The 20,040-nt window shown below is 45.0% G+C and carries 17 protein-coding genes; 16 read left to right on the top strand and 1 reads right to left on the bottom strand.

What is annotated here, in order from left to right:
• The 5 genes from DLM75_RS12760 (at nucleotide 1) to DLM75_RS12740 (ending at nucleotide 5,903) form a co-directional block, all read left to right on the top strand.
• Nucleotides 1–765: a hypothetical protein gene (locus DLM75_RS12760; RefSeq protein WP_118968886.1), complete on the top strand. Its 765-nt coding sequence runs from the start codon at nucleotides 1–3 to the stop codon at nucleotides 763–765.
• 1 nt (nucleotide 766) lies between these two features.
• Complete coding sequence (locus DLM75_RS12755) at nucleotides 767–1,555, top strand: hypothetical protein (RefSeq protein WP_118968885.1); 789 nt, start codon at nucleotides 767–769, stop codon at nucleotides 1,553–1,555.
• Nucleotides 1,556–1,710: 155 nt separating this feature from the next.
• Nucleotides 1,711–2,496: an SDR family NAD(P)-dependent oxidoreductase gene (locus DLM75_RS12750; RefSeq protein WP_118968884.1), complete on the top strand. Its 786-nt coding sequence runs from the start codon at nucleotides 1,711–1,713 to the stop codon at nucleotides 2,494–2,496.
• Between the two features lie 4 nt (nucleotides 2,497–2,500).
• Nucleotides 2,501–3,697, top strand: a complete 1,197-nt coding sequence (locus tag DLM75_RS12745; RefSeq protein WP_118968883.1) for a sterol desaturase family protein — start codon at nucleotides 2,501–2,503, stop codon at nucleotides 3,695–3,697.
• A 58-nt stretch (nucleotides 3,698–3,755) separates the two neighbouring features.
• On the top strand, nucleotides 3,756–5,903 hold the full coding sequence (locus DLM75_RS12740; protein WP_118968882.1) for a 7TM diverse intracellular signaling domain-containing protein: 2,148 nt from the start codon (nucleotides 3,756–3,758) through the stop codon (nucleotides 5,901–5,903).
• 688 nt (nucleotides 5,904–6,591) lie between these two features.
• Here DLM75_RS12740 and DLM75_RS12730 read toward each other — a convergent pair.
• On the bottom strand, nucleotides 6,592–7,482 hold the full coding sequence (locus DLM75_RS12730) for an LIC_11366 family protein (protein ID WP_118969171.1): 891 nt from the start codon (nucleotides 7,480–7,482) through the stop codon (nucleotides 6,592–6,594).
• Between the two features lie 64 nt (nucleotides 7,483–7,546).
• Here DLM75_RS12730 and asd point away from each other — a divergent pair, with 64 nt between their 5' ends.
• From asd to DLM75_RS12675, 11 genes are all read left to right on the top strand, one after another.
• Nucleotides 7,547–9,778: an archaetidylserine decarboxylase gene (gene asd, locus DLM75_RS12725; protein WP_118968880.1), complete on the top strand. Its 2,232-nt coding sequence runs from the start codon at nucleotides 7,547–7,549 to the stop codon at nucleotides 9,776–9,778.
• 53 nt (nucleotides 9,779–9,831) lie between these two features.
• On the top strand, nucleotides 9,832–10,161 hold the full coding sequence (locus tag DLM75_RS12720) for a DUF971 domain-containing protein (RefSeq protein ID WP_118968879.1): 330 nt from the start codon (nucleotides 9,832–9,834) through the stop codon (nucleotides 10,159–10,161).
• Nucleotides 10,162–10,296: 135 nt separating this feature from the next.
• Entirely contained in the window at nucleotides 10,297–11,361 is a 1,065-nt protein-coding gene (gene fliN / locus DLM75_RS12715; protein WP_118968878.1) for a flagellar motor switch protein FliN, read from the top strand.
• Nucleotides 11,358–12,155, top strand: a complete 798-nt coding sequence (gene fliO / locus DLM75_RS12710; RefSeq protein ID WP_429945466.1) for a flagellar biosynthetic protein FliO — start codon at nucleotides 11,358–11,360, stop codon at nucleotides 12,153–12,155. Before fliN ends, fliO begins: the two co-directional genes overlap by 4 nt.
• A 39-nt stretch (nucleotides 12,156–12,194) precedes the next feature.
• Nucleotides 12,195–12,989, top strand: a complete 795-nt coding sequence (gene fliP, locus DLM75_RS12705) for a flagellar type III secretion system pore protein FliP (RefSeq protein WP_174715086.1) — start codon at nucleotides 12,195–12,197, stop codon at nucleotides 12,987–12,989.
• Complete coding sequence (fliQ, locus tag DLM75_RS12700; RefSeq protein ID WP_069607668.1) at nucleotides 12,986–13,249, top strand: flagellar biosynthesis protein FliQ; 264 nt, start codon at nucleotides 12,986–12,988, stop codon at nucleotides 13,247–13,249. Before fliP ends, fliQ begins: the two co-directional genes overlap by 4 nt.
• A 6-nt stretch (nucleotides 13,250–13,255) precedes the next feature.
• The gene (fliR, locus tag DLM75_RS12695; protein WP_118968877.1) at nucleotides 13,256–14,038 is read left to right on the top strand and encodes a flagellar biosynthetic protein FliR; all 783 of its coding nucleotides are present in this window, start codon (nucleotides 13,256–13,258) and stop codon (nucleotides 14,036–14,038) included.
• Nucleotides 14,039–14,423: 385 nt separating this feature from the next.
• Nucleotides 14,424–15,614 (top strand): EscU/YscU/HrcU family type III secretion system export apparatus switch protein, encoded by a 1,191-nt coding sequence (locus tag DLM75_RS12690; RefSeq protein WP_346725273.1) that lies wholly within the window; start codon nucleotides 14,424–14,426, stop codon nucleotides 15,612–15,614.
• A 9-nt stretch (nucleotides 15,615–15,623) separates the two neighbouring features.
• Nucleotides 15,624–17,747, top strand: coding sequence for a flagellar biosynthesis protein FlhA (gene flhA, locus DLM75_RS12685; RefSeq protein WP_069607665.1), 2,124 nt, complete (start codon nucleotides 15,624–15,626; stop codon nucleotides 17,745–17,747).
• Nucleotides 17,748–17,798: 51 nt separating this feature from the next.
• Complete coding sequence (gene flhF / locus DLM75_RS12680) at nucleotides 17,799–19,100, top strand: flagellar biosynthesis GTPase FlhF (protein WP_118968876.1); 1,302 nt, start codon at nucleotides 17,799–17,801, stop codon at nucleotides 19,098–19,100.
• Between the two features lie 28 nt (nucleotides 19,101–19,128).
• Nucleotides 19,129–20,037, top strand: a complete 909-nt coding sequence (locus DLM75_RS12675; RefSeq protein WP_118968875.1) for a MinD/ParA family protein — start codon at nucleotides 19,129–19,131, stop codon at nucleotides 20,035–20,037.
• Nucleotides 20,038–20,040 lie beyond the last annotated feature (3 nt).

Here is a 20,040-nt window from a genome sequence, read left to right as displayed (position 1 = left end):
ATGAAACACAAGACTCAACTTTTCCTGATTCTACTGAGCGTTCTTTTTTGGACGACAACCTGCGTAGACATGCCTTATCGTGCGAGGGTGTATTCGTCCGCTCCAAGTCCTAAGATGAATGAATTGAAAACCAAAAAATGGGCTATTCTACCGACATTGACTGTTTATCCGGTAGCCGCCATTAGTAGCCAAATCGATGGTCGCTTCGACTCTATGAAAGTCACGAATCCGAACTTCATCCAGGCAACACCTTCCGATATCAAAAAATCTCTCACGGATGTTTCTTTTACTAAATCGTTGTCGAAAATATATACTTCTGTTTGGGAAAGAGAAAAAACGGAACGGATTGTATTGGCATCGGGTAAGGAACTTTTACAAGCACAATTTGTAAAAGCCATGAATGATGGCGCCTTGGCGAATGCCGCTACGGTTCCACAGCCAATCGAAACGGACGACGATTTCTTTGTTAGCGATTTGAAGGGATTGGAAGGCGATTTTAAAAGTCTGAAATTAAAACAAGACTATGCAATTCTTCCAGTTCTTTTGGATTATAGACCGCACGTCACGGTCACGGACATTTATATCGTTGTCTTTCCTGTTTTCTTAGGAAAAAAAGTATTAGAAAGTTATAATATGACTTATTTCGTAGTGGATCTAAAAACCGGAAAAAACATACGGACTATTCGTAGCGTCTTAGGCAACGGTGGAGTCGAAGATTCTAACATACAAATTGACTCGATGATTAGTCAGGTTTTGGAGAACTAAGATGAAATTAAATCAGCATTTAAGCATATTGCTCGGATTTGTATTTTTGATTCTTACAAATTGTAAGACGTTTTATTATTACGAAGCAAATTACCTTCCAGAGGGCAAAGAAATCGACGGATCAAAAATCCTTTTGATCTTACCGAGCTATAGTGATCACATTCTCGAGGATGTTTACCATACACCATTCTTAGAAAATCAAAGGAAGAATGCGCTTGGAAAACCGAAAAAAGGCGGTATTGTTGAGATCTCTGTTGATCCAAGAAAACAATTCCAAGATTCTCTTGCGAGGAAAGGTTTTAAAATGTTCTTAGAAGGCTCGTTGTATTCGTCTCTTAAAAATACAATTTCTACGGCCAATCCTTCGGTACAATATCTGGAAGAGAAAGACGAAAAAAGATTAGCACCGGAGATTCAAAAGACATTTAAGAATCCTTTCGTTCCTTTGAGTCCGGCGCTTCGCGAAGAACTCAAAAAGAAGAATATCGAATATGTTTTGGTTCCGTTCGCATACAGTAGCCCGGGAAACGAGCTATTTAAAAAAACGATTACTGTTCAACAGAAGGATAACAACAACGGTGGCGGATCGACCACTGAGACAAAAAGTACTGCGACTCTTGAAGCCGGTTCGATTGTCGGTGTTCGTTTGCAGTTAATCGAGGTGAAGAGTGGTGAGAGCGAAAAAATCTCGAGTATTTACATTCCATGGAAAGATTTGGATTCTGTTAAACCGAATTTTCAAGAAAGCGTACTGAAATTAGTACAAGGGATTTTTCCTCCAAAATCTTGATGACTTGATAGAATTAAATTTGTTAAAGGCCGTCCAGGAAAGGAATTTTTGGACGGCTTTTTCTTTCCGAATCCTCCTTTTTCTTTTTCCCCGAAAAAAGTCTTTCTCTCATTTTTCGATGAGCTAATTTCGACCTTCAAAAGGAATTCTTAAAAATGGCAAAAACGGCAATCATCACCGGCGGGACCGTGGGAATCGGTTACGAACTGAGCAAGCTAATCGCGGCGGACGGATACGATCTGATTCTTGTGGCAAGAAACGAAAAAACTCTCAAATCCGTTAAAAAGGAAATCGAATCGTCTTACAAGGTGAAGGTGGATACACTTTCTCTCGATCTCGCCGATCCGAAATCACCGAAGAAGATCTTTGATTTTGCGAAAAAATCGAAGGCGATCGTTGAAGTATTGGTGAACAACGCAGGTTTCGGTACGAGCGGAAGATTCGATCGTATGGATCTCAAAAAAGAACTCGCGATGATACAAGTCAATGTGACCGCTCTTACGGAACTCACTCATCTTTTTCTTACGGGAATGGTGGAAAGAAAGACCGGAAAAATTCTCAACGTCGCCTCTACAGCCGCGTTCCAACCGGGACCGAACATGGCGAATTATTATGCGACCAAGGCCTATGTCCTTTCTCTTTCCGAAGGAATCTATGAAGACGTCCGAAAGGACGGCGTTACGGTTACGACGCTTTGTCCTGGACCGACCAAAACCGAGTTTTTCGAAAGGGCTCAAATTACAAATTCGAAACTTCTCAATAACCCGATGGCTCCAATCATGAGCGCAAAGGATGTCGCCGAGATCGGATACAAGGCGCTTAAAAATGGAAAAGCGGTCGTAGTCGCCGGAACCTTAAATAAAATCCTGGCTCAGAGTGTAAGAATCACACCACGATTTATCATTCGAAAGATCGCGAAGATCCTAAATCAAAACGGATAACAAAATGCAGGGATCGATCCTAGATTTAGCGGTTCCATTTTTCCTGGTCCTCATCGGAATCGAAGTTTTTTATTCCTATGTTTCCGGAAAAAAAGTCTATCGATGGAACGATACGATCGCCGATCTGAGCACCGGAATCCTTTTTTCTTTGACCGGTATTCTGGTTACGATCGTTTCCCTTTGGGTCTATGAGAATTTTAGAATATTCTGTTCTTTGCAGACCTTGTTCGGAGTCCCCGAACTTCCCCTCGGGCCTCCGATCGTGTGGGATCACACTGGAATCCGTTTGGATTTTAAGAATCTCGGAGGTTGGATTTTCGTATTTCTCGCGGTCGACTTCGTTTATTATTGGTTTCATCGAGCGACGCACGAAATCAATTTTTTATGGGCATGTCACGTTACTCACCATTCGAGTGAAGAATTCAATCTTTCCGTCGCGCTCAGGCAATCCAGTTTTCAGAGAATTTTCGAATACGCGTTCAATCTGACGATCGCCTTTTGCGGAGTTCCCTGGCAGGCGTTTCTTTTAGCACACGGAGTTCTAAAAATCTATCAGTTTTGGGTGCACACACGTCTTATCGGAAAACTTGGTTTTTTAGAGGAGATTTTGGTGACACCTTCGCATCATCGAGTGCATCACGGAAGAGATCCGAAATACATCGATAAGAATCACGGTGGAATTTTGATTTTCTGGGATCGGATTTTCGGATCGTTCGCGAGGGAAGAAGAGGAGCCGATCTACGGTCTTACAAAACCGGTCAAGACCTTTGACCCGGTTTACACGAATCTTCATGTGTATGAAGAAATTGGTGAATTGATCGGAAAGGCGAAAACATGGAAGGATAAGATCCTGATTCTACTGAAAGCTCCCGGATGGCGGCCCGCGAATATCGGACCTTCTCTCTTGCCTTCGCCGATCGATCGCGCACGTTATGCGAAATTTGATCCGGTCGTTTCCAAGGAGAGAAGGATTTTCGGTGTGATCGAATTCTTTGTTTGGACGATTCTTTCACTTCTCGCCCTTCGGTTTTTCAAATCGGGAACCGTTCCCATTTGGAAACTTTTTCCCGTCGTCTTGTACTTAATCTATGGATTTCATCATACTGCAAAGATTTTGGACGGAAGGGAATGGAATCGAACTTCGCTGGGAATTCTCGCTTTCGGAGCCCTGATCGTTTCCTGGATTCTCTTTTTTCTTTGAACCGGGATTGAAACCAGAATCGAATCCGAAAGGATGACTTGAGAAGGCGAGTCGGAATATGTCAGCGCGAAAAATTCAAATCTTTGTTACTCTTTTTGTTCTCGCGTTGTTTTCTTTTCCCGTTTTCGGGATCGATCTAGTTCATCTCAAAGATTCTCCGATCGATCGAGAAGAATCTCTGGAATACTTTGTGGACGAGAACGGCGGGCTCTCGTTTTCGCAGATCCGAGATTTGGCGGGAAAAGGGAAATTTACCGTTTCGAATATTAGCTCATTCGGATATACGAATGCATCCGTGTGGGTTCGAATTCGAGTGGAGAATTCTTCCAATCTCCCGATTCGATGGATCGTGGAATATCCGTTCCCGAACGTGGATCTTGTCGAATATTACGATGAGAAAAAAGGAGAATCCCCGTTTTACCGCGCGGGAAATTCCTTTCCTTTTACGGTAAGACCGATTCAAAATCGAATTGCCGCTTTTCCTTCCGTCGGCCTTCCTCATTCTAAGAAGGACATTTTTATCAAAATACGATCCGCGTCCCGGGTTCAGATTGCGTTTCGATATTACGGTGCATTGTTATATTATAAAAAAGTAATACATGAACAACTTTTCTTCGGCCTTTTTTTCGGTTCGATGCTGATCCTTGTTTTTTATAATTTTCTTCTATATATCTATACGAAAGAGAGAAATTATTTTTTCTTTTCCATTTATATCCTGGGTTTTTCCTTTTTTCAATTTGTTCTGGAAGGTTTCGGATTTCAAATTCTCTGGCCGAATGCGGTCGGATGGACCGGACCGAGTATTCCATTCTTTTTTTTGATTTGTCTGTCGCTGATGTGTTTGTTTGCGAACGCGTATCTGGACTTAAAGAATCGCTCCAAAAGTTCGTATCGTTTTTTCAGAATTTCTCAGTTTCTTTTTCTGGGGTTTGCGCTGATTTCTCTTTGGATTCCGGCTCGATTCAGCATTTTTTTTGCGATGGTCCTTTCTTGTATTTGTGTGATTCTTCTTTTCGTAAACGGAGTTCGAAGCGTTTTCTGGAATCAAGGGAGCGCCTTTTATTTTCTTTCCGCCTGGGGAATTTTGGGAACCGGAGCGATTCTTTCTTTATTTGCTCAGAACGGATGGATGCCTAATTGGAACTTCCGTTTTTGGATCGTTGAATTGGCTTCCATCTTTCATGTCGTTTTAATGGGTCTGGGCCTTGCAGATCGAGTGAAACTTTTGTCGCGGGTCCTTTCCTCAAAAATTGAAGAATTGGAATCGACAAAACTTGTCGCCGAACATTCCGAAAAAAGATTTAGAAATCTTTTCGAGGAATCGGAGGAGTTTTTGTTTACGATGGATACGGACGGAAAGATCCGAAACGCCAATAAATCCTTGGGACGTCTTTTAGGTTTCGACCCGGAAGAAGTGATCGGATGGGATTTTCTGGATTTGATCTATGTTCAGAGCGGGGTAGAGACGTCCTTTCCGAAAATTCTCGCGCAGGAAAAAATCGACGAACTTTTACGACGGGGGAAAAGCTCCGAGTTTGCGGTGGAATTCCGTCAAAAATACGTTCTCGAACCGAGGCAGATCCGGGTTCGTCTTCAACTTCTTGATCTTGGTGAAAAGAAAGGAATATTAGGAAAAGCTTATGAATTGAACGAGGATATTCTTTCTAAATTTATCGTCAGCGAATCCATGCACTTTACGTTGAATAATTATCTGAGAAACGCGGACCTTTTGAGTCGCCTTCTTACGGTGAATCTTTCTTCCTTTGTCGGAACCGAAATCGTGATCGCGATTCGAACTTGTATCCGAGAAATCATCATCAATTCCATCGAACATGGTAATTTGGCGATCAGCTTCGACGAAAAGACAGAGGCTCTTGCGCAAGGACGTTATCTCGAATTTATTCAGGAACGTCAGAAAGAGCCGTTTTATAACTACAGAACGGTAAAGGTTTCCTATTCTTTAAACGCAAGAAGAATCGGTTTTCTCATCACCGACGAAGGGGAAGGTTTCGATTATAAGAAAATTCTTAACCTGGACATAGAAAAACTCAATGAGACAAGTTTGACCCACGGGCGAGGGATCGTGATGACTCGGAGGGTTTTTGATATCATCAAATTCAATGAAAAGGGGAACAAGGTTCTCTTGATCAAATATTTGAAAAAACCGCTCCGTTATAAACGGGAAAAAACTTCTTTTGACGTTTGAAATTTTTTTTTTGATTCGGACGTTCAGGGAGAATCATACTTTTTGAATGTGAGACAATTGGAGCGTGTGGGAACTCTCACAAAAGATTGGCTTCACGAAAAAATCTCTCACTGTGGGAACTCTCACAAAAGATTGGCTTCACGAAAAAATCTCTCACTGTGGGAACTCTCACAAAAGATTGGCTTCACGAAAAAATCTCTCACTGTGGGAACTCTCACAAAAGATTGGCTTCACGAAAAAATCTCTCACTGTGGGAACTCTCACAAAAGATTGGCTTCACGAAAAAATCTCTCACTGTGGGAACTCTCACAAAAGATTGGCTTCACGAAAAAATCTCTCACTGTGGGAACTCTCACAAGAAGATTGGCTTCACGAAAAAGTCCCGCACTGTGGGAACTCTCACAAAAGATTGGCATTGCGAAAAAATCTCTCACTGTGGGAACTCTCACAAGAAGATTGGCTTCACGAAAAAGTCCCGCACCGTGGGAACTCTCACAAGAAGATTGGCTTCACGAAAAAGTCCCGCACTGTGGGAACTCTCACAGAAGATTGGCTTCACGACAAAAGTTCCACACTGTGGGAACTCTCACAGAAGATTGGCTTCACGAAAAAATCCCGCACTGTGGAAACTCTCACAGAAGATTCGATTCACGATAAAGTCCCCACTGTGGGAACTCTCACAAGAAGATTAAAATTTCTGAGCCACACCAAAAAACAAGGTCGTTGTCAAAGCCTGGAACTCGAGCTTCCTCGAAAATTGATGAGTCGCGAAAATTGCGGTCTGGTTCGTAGATTCGGTGAGAGGAGTCACACGTCCGTCTTCTCTCAAATAAAAACTCGCAGTCTCTCCGTTGAAGTTCCCAGTAAGCGAAGGAATATTGATCCAAGAGAGCGCCAACCCGAGTTGAAGACTCGTTGAATCCGTGACCTTCCGACTCAAGGCGCCTTCCGCACGAAATTCAATCCCCGTTCCCGTCAGAGAGCCTTCTTGTTTGAAATATTCTTTTCCTGAAGTTCCATATCCGGTGGAATCCCAATAGACTTGAGACATTCCCACGCCGAGACCTCCTTCAAAGGTCCAACGTTTGTAGTTCCATTCTTCCCAATACATCAAGAGAAAATAAGGATTGGAAAGTTTAAAACTCAGATCCGTATAAAAGGGCTCGGAAGACAATTGTTTTAGGCCGAATTTCTGCCATTCCCGATAACCTCCGATAAATCCGACCTTGCTCTCGGCGCCGATCTTCCTTCGGAGAAAAATTTCTCCTTGGGCAACGTATTTTGGAGGATCGAGTTTGGTTTTAGAAAGAACTCTTGGATCATAGGTATCCGTAAATCCTCTCAGATAAGAATTGAGCCTGTCTTCTCCCTTGTAACCGAACCCGGCTCTGAGTCCGAGTTCCCAATAGAGTTTTTCTTCGCTCTCCAACTCGATCTGAGGTTTGTTTGCATATTCCTTTGTTTTCGGATAAGAATTTTGTGCTTCCAAAGAGGATGGAGAAAGCCAGAGAGAAAGAGCGAATGGGAAAAAAAGTAAGACACGGAATGAGATCCCGAAAATTTTGCTGGTAGCCCTCATAATTACAGGATTTATAGCAAGGACTTCCATAAAAAGCGGATTTTCTTTCATATCGGGTGGGACCATGTTTCAACTTCATTTTTTTCAATTTTTCGATTGGGATTTACTCAAACCTTTCTTTTACTTTCTGAGTTTTATCGGAATCTATCTGACCCTTCGTCTTCGGTTTCCACAGATTCGGTTCCTTTTCCTTGCGGTGAAAATCTTCTCGGGCAATATGGACTACAAAGGTTCGAGAGGAAGACTCGTTCATTCACAGGCCTTCTTTTCTGGCACCGCATCTTCTCTCCTTCCGGGTGCAATTATCGGTTCGGCGCTCGCCCTTATGATCGGAGGTCCAGGAGTTCTTCTCTGGATTTGGATTTCCTCTTTTCTCATCATGCCTCTTCGTTTTGTATCTTCCACGCTTGCGATCCGTTTCCGGACCAAAACCGCGACGGGAAGATATCTTTCCGGACCGATGTATTTTATCGAAAAGGCGCTCAAGGCACGCTGGCTCGCAGTGAGTTTTTCCATTGCGGGACTTTTTACGGTTCTTGTTATGGGTGGCGCGGTTCCGATGTTGTATGTGACTCACATCGCGAGTAAGGCTTTCGAAGTCACTGGAATGACGGTTCCTTTTTTGTTGTCCGTGATTCTTGTCTTTATCGTTTTGGGAGGAGTGAGAAGGGTCGGTAAGATTTCTGCGTATCTGGCTCCGATCGGGATTCTCCTTTTTTTCGCGGGTTATTTTTTTCTATTTAAGAATTCTCTGATGAACTTTCAGCATTTCCTCTGGCTCTCTCTTCAAGAGGCGTTTCAACCTGTGACCGCGATCGCGGGAGGAAGTTTTGTTCTTGCGAGAACCTTCAGTATGGCTTCTGGAATTTTCTTCGTCTCGACGGAGACAGGAATCGGAAAGAGCGCCGGCATTTCGGGAGTCGTAAGAACGGATTTTCCCGCAAAACAAGGACTTGTGAGTATGCTCGCAACCTTTTTTGAAGGATTTATCGTATCCACACTCGTGATCTACGCGCTTTCTTCATACGGAGCGTTCAAGATGGAAGAGCAGATGTTTTTCTTGAATACGCTTTTTCAAGGACATACAAATCCGATCAACGCGGCCTTCTTTACATCCTTTCTTCTTTTCGGAGTCGTATCGATCACGGGCTGGTTTTATACGGGAGAACAAAACGCTCTCTACATTCTCGGAGAAAAGTTCGCGAACTTCTTTCGAATTCTTTTCTTAATCACGATCCTCTCCGCGGCCTATCTCTACGTGAAGAATGGGGAAGCGATTCTCTACGACGCCTTCGGACTCGGATATTCTCTTTCCATCATCACTGCTGTTCCCGTTCTCATCTCGTTAGTTCTTTTGGAAAAAATCGCAAGGATGGAATTGAAACGTTTCCTCATGGAAAGCGGAGCGAGATACGAGGTCTTAAAGGATTTTTATCTCCTGATTCTTTCCATCGTTCCCAAAAATTTGCTTTCGAGATTGTTCGGACTTCTCGCGTCCTCTCGGCTTCCCCGTTTTATTTTGATCCCGATCTTAAAGGCGTTTGCGAGGGCGTATAAGATCAATCTAGACGAGGCGGAATTGGAAATACAGGAATACAATTCACTCAACGCATTCTTCACAAGAGCCTTGAAAGCGGGAGCGAGAATCGTAGATTCCGCGGAGAACGAGATGGTTTCTCCTGTGGATGCGAAAATCACCGGATACGGAGATATCAATCAAAGAGTAATCATTCAGGCGAAGGGAGTGGATTACAATTTAAAAGAACTCTTAGGCGGAGGCGCTTCCCAATATCTGGACGATTTTTCCAACGGAAAATACATCACATTCTATCTTTCCCCTCAGGACTATCACAGAATCCATTCCCCGGCTTACGGAAGAATATTAGGATATTATTATGAACCCGGGAAACTCTTTCCGGTGAACGAACTCGCCGTTTTCGGAATCCGGGGACTTTTTCCAAAGAACGAAAGATTGATCACATATCTACAAACCGAATATGGAAAAGTCGCCGTGATCAAAGTGGGCGCCTCCAATGTGGGAAGAATCCGGGTCACCTACGACAATAAGATCGTGACGAATACTCTCATTCGAAGCGCGAGAACAGTGGAATACAAGGACGTTTCGATCATGATCGACAAAGGCGCGGAGCTCGGAAGATTCGAGATGGGCTCCACCGTGATTCTTTTGATGGAGAAGGAAACCTTTACTTTTGATTCTCTCCCTCTGAACGAAAAGATCACCTACGGAACACCGATCGGAAAGTTCATCGAGAAAAAATGCAAACTTCCAAAATGAAGGCAGTCGATTTGAAAGTGTGGGAACTCTTACAAGGATCTTTGAGATAAAGAATGGAACCCTTGAGCTTAAAAGCGACCACTCCCGATCAAATCGACTTTGACGAGACAACCCTGAAGATCACTTGGAAAGATGGGAACACTTCCATCTTTGATCTCTTGGATTTAAGAAAGCGTTGTCCTTGTGTCGTCTGCAAGGGCGGGCACGGCGGGAAAGTAGGAACTACCACCGGAGGAATCCAGAAGATTTCTCTGTACGGAGTCAACAAAGTTGGTCGTTATGCGATCAACCCCGTCTGGAGCGACAATCATCAAACGGGAATTTATTCCTTTGATGCTCTGAGAATGCTTGCGGATGGACTTGGCGGAGACCTCACTCTCTGAAAGAGAGCTTTTTTTTAGAAAAAGGGTTGTTTTAACCCGAAAACCCGGTGGAATCCAGTGGGGAAGAAAAAAATGAGGTGACAAAAACCCTTTTCTTATGTCCCATTAACCAAAATTCCCGGGAGAGTTCCCAAAATGGGCGAAGGTTCCCTTTCACAGGAAGAAATTGATGCACTACTAGCCGGAGCGAGCGATTCGTTTGATCCGGGGGCGGTAGCTTCCACAGCCGCACAAAAAGATGTTCCGGGAATGTCCCCCGTGGACCGGGACATCTTATCGGATTTGCTTTCTTCTTGTTTTCAAGTCGCCGGGAACACGTTAGGCGCCGTTCTTTCCCGTTCTTCCGCATTCTTAAATCCAAACGCGGAAACCAAGTCGCGCAAGGATATCGAATCCGAACTCAAGTCCGGATCCTTCCTTTTGTATTCTACGTTATCCGGAAGCGTGAACGGAAGAGTTGTCCTTGCGATGTCCGCCGAAAACGCGGTGAAGATCGCAAATTCCATGATGGGCGGTTTTGATTCCGGAGATCTCGACGAAGCACAGATGCAGACACTTCGAGATTCTTTGACTCCCGTAATGGGCGCTTTGATTTCTCAGATCAGTACGAAGACCGGAGGAGGAGTGAACGGTTCTCCTTCCGAAACGAGAAATGTAACTTCTCCTGCCGCCTTGGTTTTGCCGGATGGAGAAACGATCGTGAGAGTATTCTTCAACCTTACGATCGAAAGTATTCCTTCTTTTCGAGTTCAATTCTTACTCTCCCTTTCTACGGCCGCAGACCTTTTGAATCTTTATCGTCGTTCCGGAAGCGGTGGCGGGGATATGGGTGGGATGGGAATGGGGGGCATGGGTGGAATGGGAATGTCCGCAGGCTCCATGTCCGTGAAGTCCGTCGCGTTTCCAAATTTAGGAACCGCGAGCGGCGCCTCCAGCACTCCGAACTTAAATCTTCTCATGGACGTTCAGATGAGCGTCACGGTAGAATTGGGAAGAACCAAGATGTACATCAAGGACATCCTGGGTTTGGGAGAAGGTTCCATCATCGAGCTCGACAAGCTCGCAGGTGAACCTGTGGATCTTTTGGTAAACGGAAAGCTGATCGCAAAGGGTGAGGTCGTGGTCATCGACGAAAACTTCGGGGTTCGGGTCACTGACATTGTAAGCCCTACCGATCGGATCAAGCCGGAGGGCAAGTGAAGTCTCTGGAAACTTTCCGAGATTTCAGAAAGACGATCGTTTCTGCCTTTCTGATTCTTCTCGTATCAACTCTATTCTTTACCTCCATACAAGCTCAGTCAGAAAGAGAACTCATGGACGAGGCTCTTAAAAAAGAATTGGGACAACCTCCTGTGTCCAAAGAAGAATCCAAGAAGAACGAAACCGTCAAAACGGAAAATCCTTCCGCGGTTGTAAAACCTCCCGCTAATTCTGGAGAATCCGCCGAGACAAATCCGGTCGCAGAACGATATAAAACCAGTGACGAAGGTCCAGGGATCGCAGGAACACTCTTCCGAGTCGTTTTTATATTAGCACTTCTTTGTGTAGGACTTTATTATATTCTTAAATATGTTGCGAAGAATCGAGAAGGGCGATTACCCGTTCGCGGAGAAATGAACGTTCTTTCGAGTCTTCTGCTCGGGCCGAACAAACAGCTTCAAATCGTAGAAGTTTCCGGTCGTCTTCTTGTGTTAGGCGTCGCGGACAACGGGATCAACTTGATCACGGAAATTTCCGATCCGGAAGTAAGACATAGAATTCTTCAAAAGAAAGAAACCTTTGATCCTCCGGAAGGCGGATTTTTGGTAACGGTCCTGGAACAGATTAAGGACTTGAATTCGAGAATCTCCGGAAATCAGGAAGGTCCACCCGGAGGAACGGAGAAAACCGAGGCGGCCCGGGACGAAAAACGAAGGCAGACTCGGAAAAAACTCGATGAACTCAAAGAAAAAACAAGCTCGCTCGAAAGCGGGCTTTTCGATTTGAGATCGTAAGCACGGGACTTCAGTTTTAGGGAAATTTTTAAGGTGAAAATGAGACATAAAAAAATTATAAAGAACATAACATGGATCCTCTTGCTCGTGATGGGATTATCCTTGGGTTCTTTTTTCACTTTGGAAGCTCAGTCTTCCGGGACGAGAATTCCGATTCCCAATTTGAATATCAACGTCAACGAAGCGAAGAGCCCGAGAGAGACGAGCCTTTCTCTGATGGTTCTCTTTCTCGTTACGATTCTTTCGCTCGCGCCGGCAATCGTGATGTCTCTGACTTCGTTTACGAAGATCGTGATCGTTTTGGATTTTGTGAGGAGGGCGCTTTCGATTCAGAACCTTCCACCGAATCAGGTGATGATGGGCCTCGCTCTTTTTATGACGTTCTTTATCATGGCGCCGACTTTGAATGTCGTGAACGAAAGAGCCTTAACCCCCTATCTCGAAGGTAAGATCGATACGAACGCTTTTTTTGAAAAAGGAATGGTTCCGATCCGAGAATTTATGATGCGTCAGATCGGGACTTCCGGTGCGAAGGACGTTGCCCTTTTTTTGAAGATCGGAAAAGTGGAAAAGGTAGAATCCTTTGACGACGTTCCTTCTTACGTCTTGATTCCCGCGTTTATGCTAAGCGAAATCAAAAAAGCTTTTTGGATCGGGATCATCATCTTTATTCCGTTTATCGTAATCGATCTTGTTGTCGCTTCCGCGCTTCTTTCGATGGGTTTGATGATGCTCCCTCCCGTGATGGTGAGTCTTCCGTTTAAGTTGATCCTGTTTGTCCTTGTGGACGGGTGGAATTTGATCGTCTACGAACTCGTGAGGAGTTATAAATGACGGAGCTGGAGGCGATGTCTCTGATTCGGGACGCACTTTATATCACTCTGAAGATCTCTTCTCCGATTCTTCTTACCGCCTTGGTGGTGGGTCTGATCATAGGGATTTTACAAACCACCACTTCCATTCAGGAACAGACTATTGCGTTCGTTCCAAAACTCGTCGCGATCTTCATCGTGATCGTGATCTTTTCTTCCTGGATGATTCAGACGATGACGGACTATACTCGAAACCTATTTATGATGATAGAGAAATTTTAGAATATTATGGAATACTTTATCAATCATTTTCAAGTTTTCCTTCTCATCCTTTCTAGGTTGATGGGACTCTTGTCGGTTGCGCCGATCTTTTCTTATCCTTCGATCAGCGTTCCGCAGAAGATGATTTTTTCCTTTTTGGTTTCTGTCATTTTATTTCCGGTGACTGCCGGATTTTTACCTCCCGTTCCCGGAGATATGGGAAGTTACGGCCTCGTTGTCATCGGAGAGGCTTTGATCGGAGTTCTTCTCGGATTTATGATCAGCTTGATCTTTGCATCCTTTCAGATGGCCGGAGAATTTTTTAACGTTCAGTTGGGTTTTGGTTACGCTGAGATTTTGGACCCGGTGACTCAGACGAGTTTGCCCGTAATCAGCACTTTAAAGAATCTTTTGGGAATGATTCTCTTTTTGACGTTAGGCGCTTATCGGATCATGTTCGAGAGCCTGGCATATTCTTTTGAAAAGATTCAAGTGCTCAGTTTCGCTCCTGAAATTCAAAACGGAATTTATAAGGCGATAGAAAATGCGGTGGGAGCGATGTTTCTTGTCGCGTTCAAGTTATCACTGCCAGTTTTAGGGATCATTCTCTTGGTGACGGTCTCGGAAGCTCTGATGGGGAAGGCCGCTCCGCAGTTGAATATTCTTCAACTTTCATTTCCGATCAAGGTGACGATCGGTTTGATCGTGATGATCTTTATCATTCCTTATCTCGTCTCTCAGATGGGAGCGGCATTCGATTTGTCATTTGATAAATTGAATCTGATGCTCCAGGAGTGGCCCCAACAATGAGACGACTCCTTTTGCAAAACTGTCGTAGTTCCGACTTTTTCCGTGAAACGTTCGCGCCCCACCCTGATCTTGGGTGGTGGGGTGAGGCGGTGGGAAGAATCGGGAGATTTTTCTCTATCACAGGAATCCCCTTTTTTCAAGGGAAAATTTCTCTCAGAGGCGTCGTAGGAATTCCGACCGTAACATTTCATTCTAAAGAAAAATCTTTTCGAAAAGCAGGGGAGATCTGTCGTAGTTCCGACTTTTTCCGTGAAACGTTCGCACCCCGCCCTAATCTTGGGTGGTGGGGTGAGGCGGTGGGAAGAATCGGGAGATTTTTCTCTATCACAGAAAACCCCTTTTTTCAAGAAGAATTCTTCCTCCCCGATCTTGTAGGAGTTCCCACATGCTCCTAAAAATATTTCTTTCCATTCTTGATTTTTTTCGAATCGAAGCGGGGGCCTTCTTTCGATTTTACGAACCCATTCCTATTTCGTCTAACGTGTCCGATTTTAAAATCGACCTCCAGCTCTTTGCGGCGGAAGACGAGGGTCGAACCGAACCCGGATCGGAACGAAGGAGAAGAGAGGAACGCGAAAAAGGAAACGTTCCCAAATCACCGGAACTCCCGGCCGCGGTTGTTCTTCTCGCGGGTGTGGTTCTTGTTTATCTCATGGGAGAATACTTCTTCATGAGAACGTTTTATATTCTTCGCAAATACATTCACGGTGTCGGACAACGCACCGATATCAGCTCCGAATCCGTAACGGAACTCTTGAAGAATGCGTCCACGGATCTCTTTACTCTTCTCTGGCCCCTTCTCGGAATCACTTTGGTCGGAGCCGTCATAGGAAACGTCGCTCAAGTGGGATTCATGTTCGCACCCCGCGCTCTGAGTTTTAATTTTAGTCGAGTGGCTCCCAATTTTAAGAAAGTCCTCCCGACACGTCAGACGCTCTTCAACTTGGGGAAATCGCTCGCGAAGGTCGGACTCATCGGTTGGGTTTCTTATATCATCATCAGTCGAGATTTCTTCCCGATCCTTCTTTCGGGAGAGATGGGACTCGAACAAGCGGTGGCTCTTATCATGAGCACTTCCTTTAAGATCTTCCTCGTCGTGGGAATCATTCTTCTCGCGATCAGCGTCGTGGATTATTTGTATCAAAGATACGAATATGAAGAATCCTTAAAGATGACTCCTTCCGAAGCCAAAAGAGAAGCCAAGGAATCCGACGGGGATCGTTCTCTGCAAGCAAGAAGAAGACAACTTGCAAGAGATATGATGAACAAACGTAAGATGCTCGCGAAAGTTCCCGAGGCAGACGTAGTCATCACAAACCCGACTCACTTCGCGGTGGCTCTGGAATACAAACCGGGAATTCACAAGGCTCCGATCGTCGTCGCTAAGGGTGTGGATGACTTCGCGCTTCTGATCATTCGTATCGCAAGAGAAAATGGCGTTCCTACGATTGAAGATCGTCTGCAAGCAAGAGGTCTTTACGAGGAAGTGGAACTCGGCGCGGAAGTTCCACAACAATTCTATCGCGCGATCGCAACCATTCTCTCCCGTCTTGAATCTTTCCGGAGAGCTGTGTAAGAGGAAACTATGGAAAAGAAATGGTGGAATCAGTCGGACGTAATTTTAGGAGTGGGCGCCGTGGCAATCGTTGCCATGTTGGTCATTCCTCTTCCAGGATTTATATTAGATATTTTGATTATTGTGAGTTTGGCGATAGGGCTTTTGGTGCTCTTGACCTCACTCTCCGTAAAGGAACCGGCTGATTTTTCGATCTTCCCGAGTTTACTTTTGATCACTACTTTGTATCGTCTTGCGCTCAACGTTTCTACGACTCGTCAGATTCTTTCGAAAGGTCCGGCGATGAACAGTAGTATCATCGATGCATTCGGTTCGTTTATCATCGGAAGCGAATCCGGCCTTTCCAAATATGTAGTCGGCTTCATCATCTTCATCATCTTGGTTCTCGTTCAGGTCTTGGTGATCACAAAAGGTGCGACTCGGATCTCCGAAGTTGCGGCCCGATTCACTTTGGATGCCTTGCCCGGTAAACAGATGGCCATCGACATGGAACTTTCTTCCGGAAACATCAACGAGGAAGAAGCCAAAAAAAGAAGAAAGAAGATCGAAGCGGAAGTCGATTTCTACGGATCCATGGATGGAGCGAGTAAGTTCGTCCAAGGGGACGTCCGAGCCGGTCTGATCATTACCGCCATCAACTTGTTAGGTGGAGTGATCATCGGAGCTTCCATTCGAGGAGAATCCTTCACACAAGCGATCGAAACCTACGGAAAGTTTACCATTGGTGACGGTCTCGTTTCTCAGATTCCTGCGCTTCTGACAACGGTTGCGACCGGTATCATCGTAACTCGTTCGGGTTCCGAATCCGATCTTGCTACTCAGTTCAAAAACCAACTCTTCAGCAATTCTAAGGTTCTCTATGTCGTTGCGGGAAGTTTGGGATTTTCGGCATTTATCCCGGGTCTTCCCTTTTTTCCTCTCCTCATCCTCTCTTCTGGAATCGCCTACTTGGGATATTCTCTCGAACAAACGGTCAAAGAGCAACTTGAGTCGATCGAGAAAAAAGAGAAAGAATCCGGTCAGGATCGTAAGCCGAAAGATTTTTACGAAGAGCTTCGAACCGATCCGATCGAAATCGAAGTCGGTTATCATCTCATTCCGTTAGTCGACGCTTCCCAGGGCGGGGCGCTTTTGGATCAGATCAGCAACCTGCGTAAAAAATTCGCCCAAGACAACGGGGTCGTCATACCTCCGGTAAGAATATTAGATAATCTTGATCTCAATCCGGATACGTATTCGATTAAGATCAACGGAACCGAAGTGGGAGCTTCGACCGTAAAACCGGACAAACTCATGGCCCTCAATACGAGTCCGGGAAATGCGGAAGCGATCCAAGGAGAAGATTTCTTGGAACCGTCTTTTGGACAAAAGGCAAAATGGATTTCTTCCGAAGACAAGTCCGAAGCGGAAGCAAAGGGTTACACAGTCGTCGACGCGTCCACGGTCGTTGTCACACATCTTAAGGAACTCCTCGCGACACACGCGTCCACCTTGCTCGGTCGTGAAGAAGTCAAAAAACTTCTGGATCACTACAAAGCGACGTACCCGACCCTCGTCAATGAATTGGACGCAGATAAACCGGGTAATTTGGGAATCATTCAACAAGTATTGCAGAATCTTCTCAGAGAAGGATTGGGAATTCGAAACCTCGTTCCGATCTTAGAATCGATCGCAAACAATCTTTCCAAATATCAGAATCCTTACATTCTCACGGAACTCGTCCGTCAGTCGGTTTCAAGAACCGTGGTTCGAGACTATCTTTCTATGGACGGCAAATTGCGAGTGATCACTTTAGAAAGTAGAATCTTGGATCGTCTGAACAAGTCGATCACACAAGACCGAATCGAAAATCGAGACGTCCTTTCTCTTCCACCCGATTTTTATAGAAGGTTGATCGATGGGGTCGCCGAACTCTACCGCAATTTTAGAACGGAAGGAAAGTTCCCGATCTTTGTGGTCAACAGAGAAGTCAGACTTCCTTTTTCGTATCTGCTCGCAAAGGAATTTCCTCCTCGCAATTTTGGAGTTCTCGCCTACGAAGAAATTCATTCTTCCGTGGATTCGGTGATCGAAGCGGAACTCAAACTTCCTCAAACACAGACTGCGACTGCCGGAGTCGGGGAAGAAGTATGAAATTATTAGAATATTCGATTTTTCTGAATCAGAAAAATCAAGGAGTCAAACATGGAGTTTGCTAAAATTCGCGGAAAAAGTTACCAAGACTGTTTAATGGAAATGAAAATGAAATACGGTCCAGAGGCGACCGTGATTTCGCAGACTGTCGTCACCGAAGGTGGTGTGATGGGCACGGGACTTCTCGCAAAGAAGGTGATCGAAATTCAGATTGGAATTCCCGAAAAACAGGCTTCCCGGGAAAAGATCGAACGAAAACTTCAGGATTTAAAAGACCTTCTCAAACAAAAGTCCTATGCGGCTCCGGAGAGGAAAAAAACTCTTCAGACCTTAAAACCTCTTTCTCGAACTCTGGAAGAAAGAGAAACCGCGACTCTGACTGCCGAGGACAACTGGGACTTGGAAGAGATCACGACCGAACCCGAAAGAGTGGGAATCTCCTTCGAGAAGGAACTCTTGGATCGAACTTCTCGAACTTCGAAAGAGACATCCCCTGTTCGAGGAAGAAAGGATTCTCCCTTGACAAGACTGGGCGAGAGATGGGTTCGCGAAGGAATGAGCCAAACCTATGTGGACGAGATTCTTTCAAAAGTCGAAGAGAGACTTTCCCCGATCGATCAAGGTCGTAATCACGCGGTTTCAGAAAGGGCCATTGAAGTTTTGAAGGAAAGGGTGAGCGTGGATTCCGATCTTTTTAGAGGTACAGGAAAGAATCAGCGAAAAGTGGTCTTTTTAGTGGGACCGACTGGTTCCGGCAAAACGACCAGCGTTGCCAAACTTGCGGCAAAATATTTCCTTCATATGGGAAAATCCGTTTCGCTTTATACGACGGACAACTATAGAATCGCCGCAATCGAACAACTCAAACGGTACGCAGACACGATGGGAATGCCGTTCTATCCCGTAAAAGACATAAAAAAGTTTAAGGAAACTCTGGCCCGAGACGGATCCGAATTGATCCTCATCGACACTGCCGGTTACAGCCATCGAAATCTGGAACAACTCGAAAGGATGAATTCTTTTCTTTCCTGTTTTGGAGAAAAAGACTCGGTGGAAAATCTTCTTGTCCTTTCTGCGACTTCTTCCTATCATCATACAAGTACGGTATTGAAAGCCTATGAGTCTTTGAACTATCGAAGAATTCTTCTCACCAAATTGGATGAGGCAGATTTTTTAGGTGGTTTTCTCGAACTGGCCGATACATACTCTAAGAGTTTCACATACTTTAGCGTGGGGCAAGAAGTTCCTTTTGATATACTTCCTGCCGATAAAAAGCTCATGGCTGAATGTGTTGTAATTCCGGAGAAAATTGCTGAGCTGAGAGGAGAAGTCTTCACCGTTGCTGGTGGCTGATTCCGATCAGGCTGGAAAGAGGTAAAGAATGGACCAGGCGACTCATTTACGGAAACTCACCGAGGGGAACACGAGTCTAAAAGTTCTATCATCCAGAAAGCCCACGACTAAGATCATTGCGATCGCTTCGGGGAAGGGAGGAGTTGGAAAGAGCACCATCTCCGTGAACCTTGCTATCTCTATGGCACGGGCGGGTCAGAAGGTCCTCGTATTCGACGGTGACTTAGGTCTTGCAAACGTAAACGTTATCTTAGGGATCATTCCCAAATACAATCTTTATCACGTCGTAAAAGGCCATAAGAGCCTCAAGGATATCGTAATCCAGACTCCGGAGGGTGTGGATATCATCGCCGGGGCTTCGGGTTATTCCCAACTTGCGAACCTAAACGATACCCAGAGAAACACTCTGATCAAAGGTTTTTCCGAATTAGATAATTATGATATTATGATCATCGATACCGGTGCCGGAATCAGTTCAAACGTAATCGGGCTTACGCTTCCTGCGGACGACGTCATCGTCGTGACAACGCCGGAACCGACTGCGATCACCGATTCTTACGGACTCATCAAAGCGATCGTATCTCAAAGCCGAGATAAGAATCTAAAGATGGTCGTGAACCGGGTGAGAAGCGCGATCGAAGGAAAAAAAGTCGCCGACCGAGTGATCGATATCAGCGGACAATTTTTGGAAGTCAAAGTGGAAAACCTCGGATTTATCTTTCAGGACGAGGAAGTGGAGAAGAGTATTCGGGAACAAAAGCCGTATATCATCAATTCTCCGAAAAGTAAAGCCGCGGCCTGTCTGAATCGCATAACGTATTCTCTTTTGAATCAGGAAATGGAACCCTTGGAAGACGCCGGAATCAGCGGCTTTTTCAAAAAGTTCTTCAACTTTATGGACGTCCGAGAAAAAGAACTCAAGGACGACGAAGAATAGTCC

The sequence above is a fragment of the Leptospira stimsonii genome, assembly GCF_003545885.1.
Lineage (GTDB): Bacteria > Spirochaetota > Leptospiria > Leptospirales > Leptospiraceae > Leptospira > Leptospira stimsonii.
Note: the sequence above shows the minus strand (reverse complement) of the source record. Positions and strands in the feature narration are given on the sequence as shown.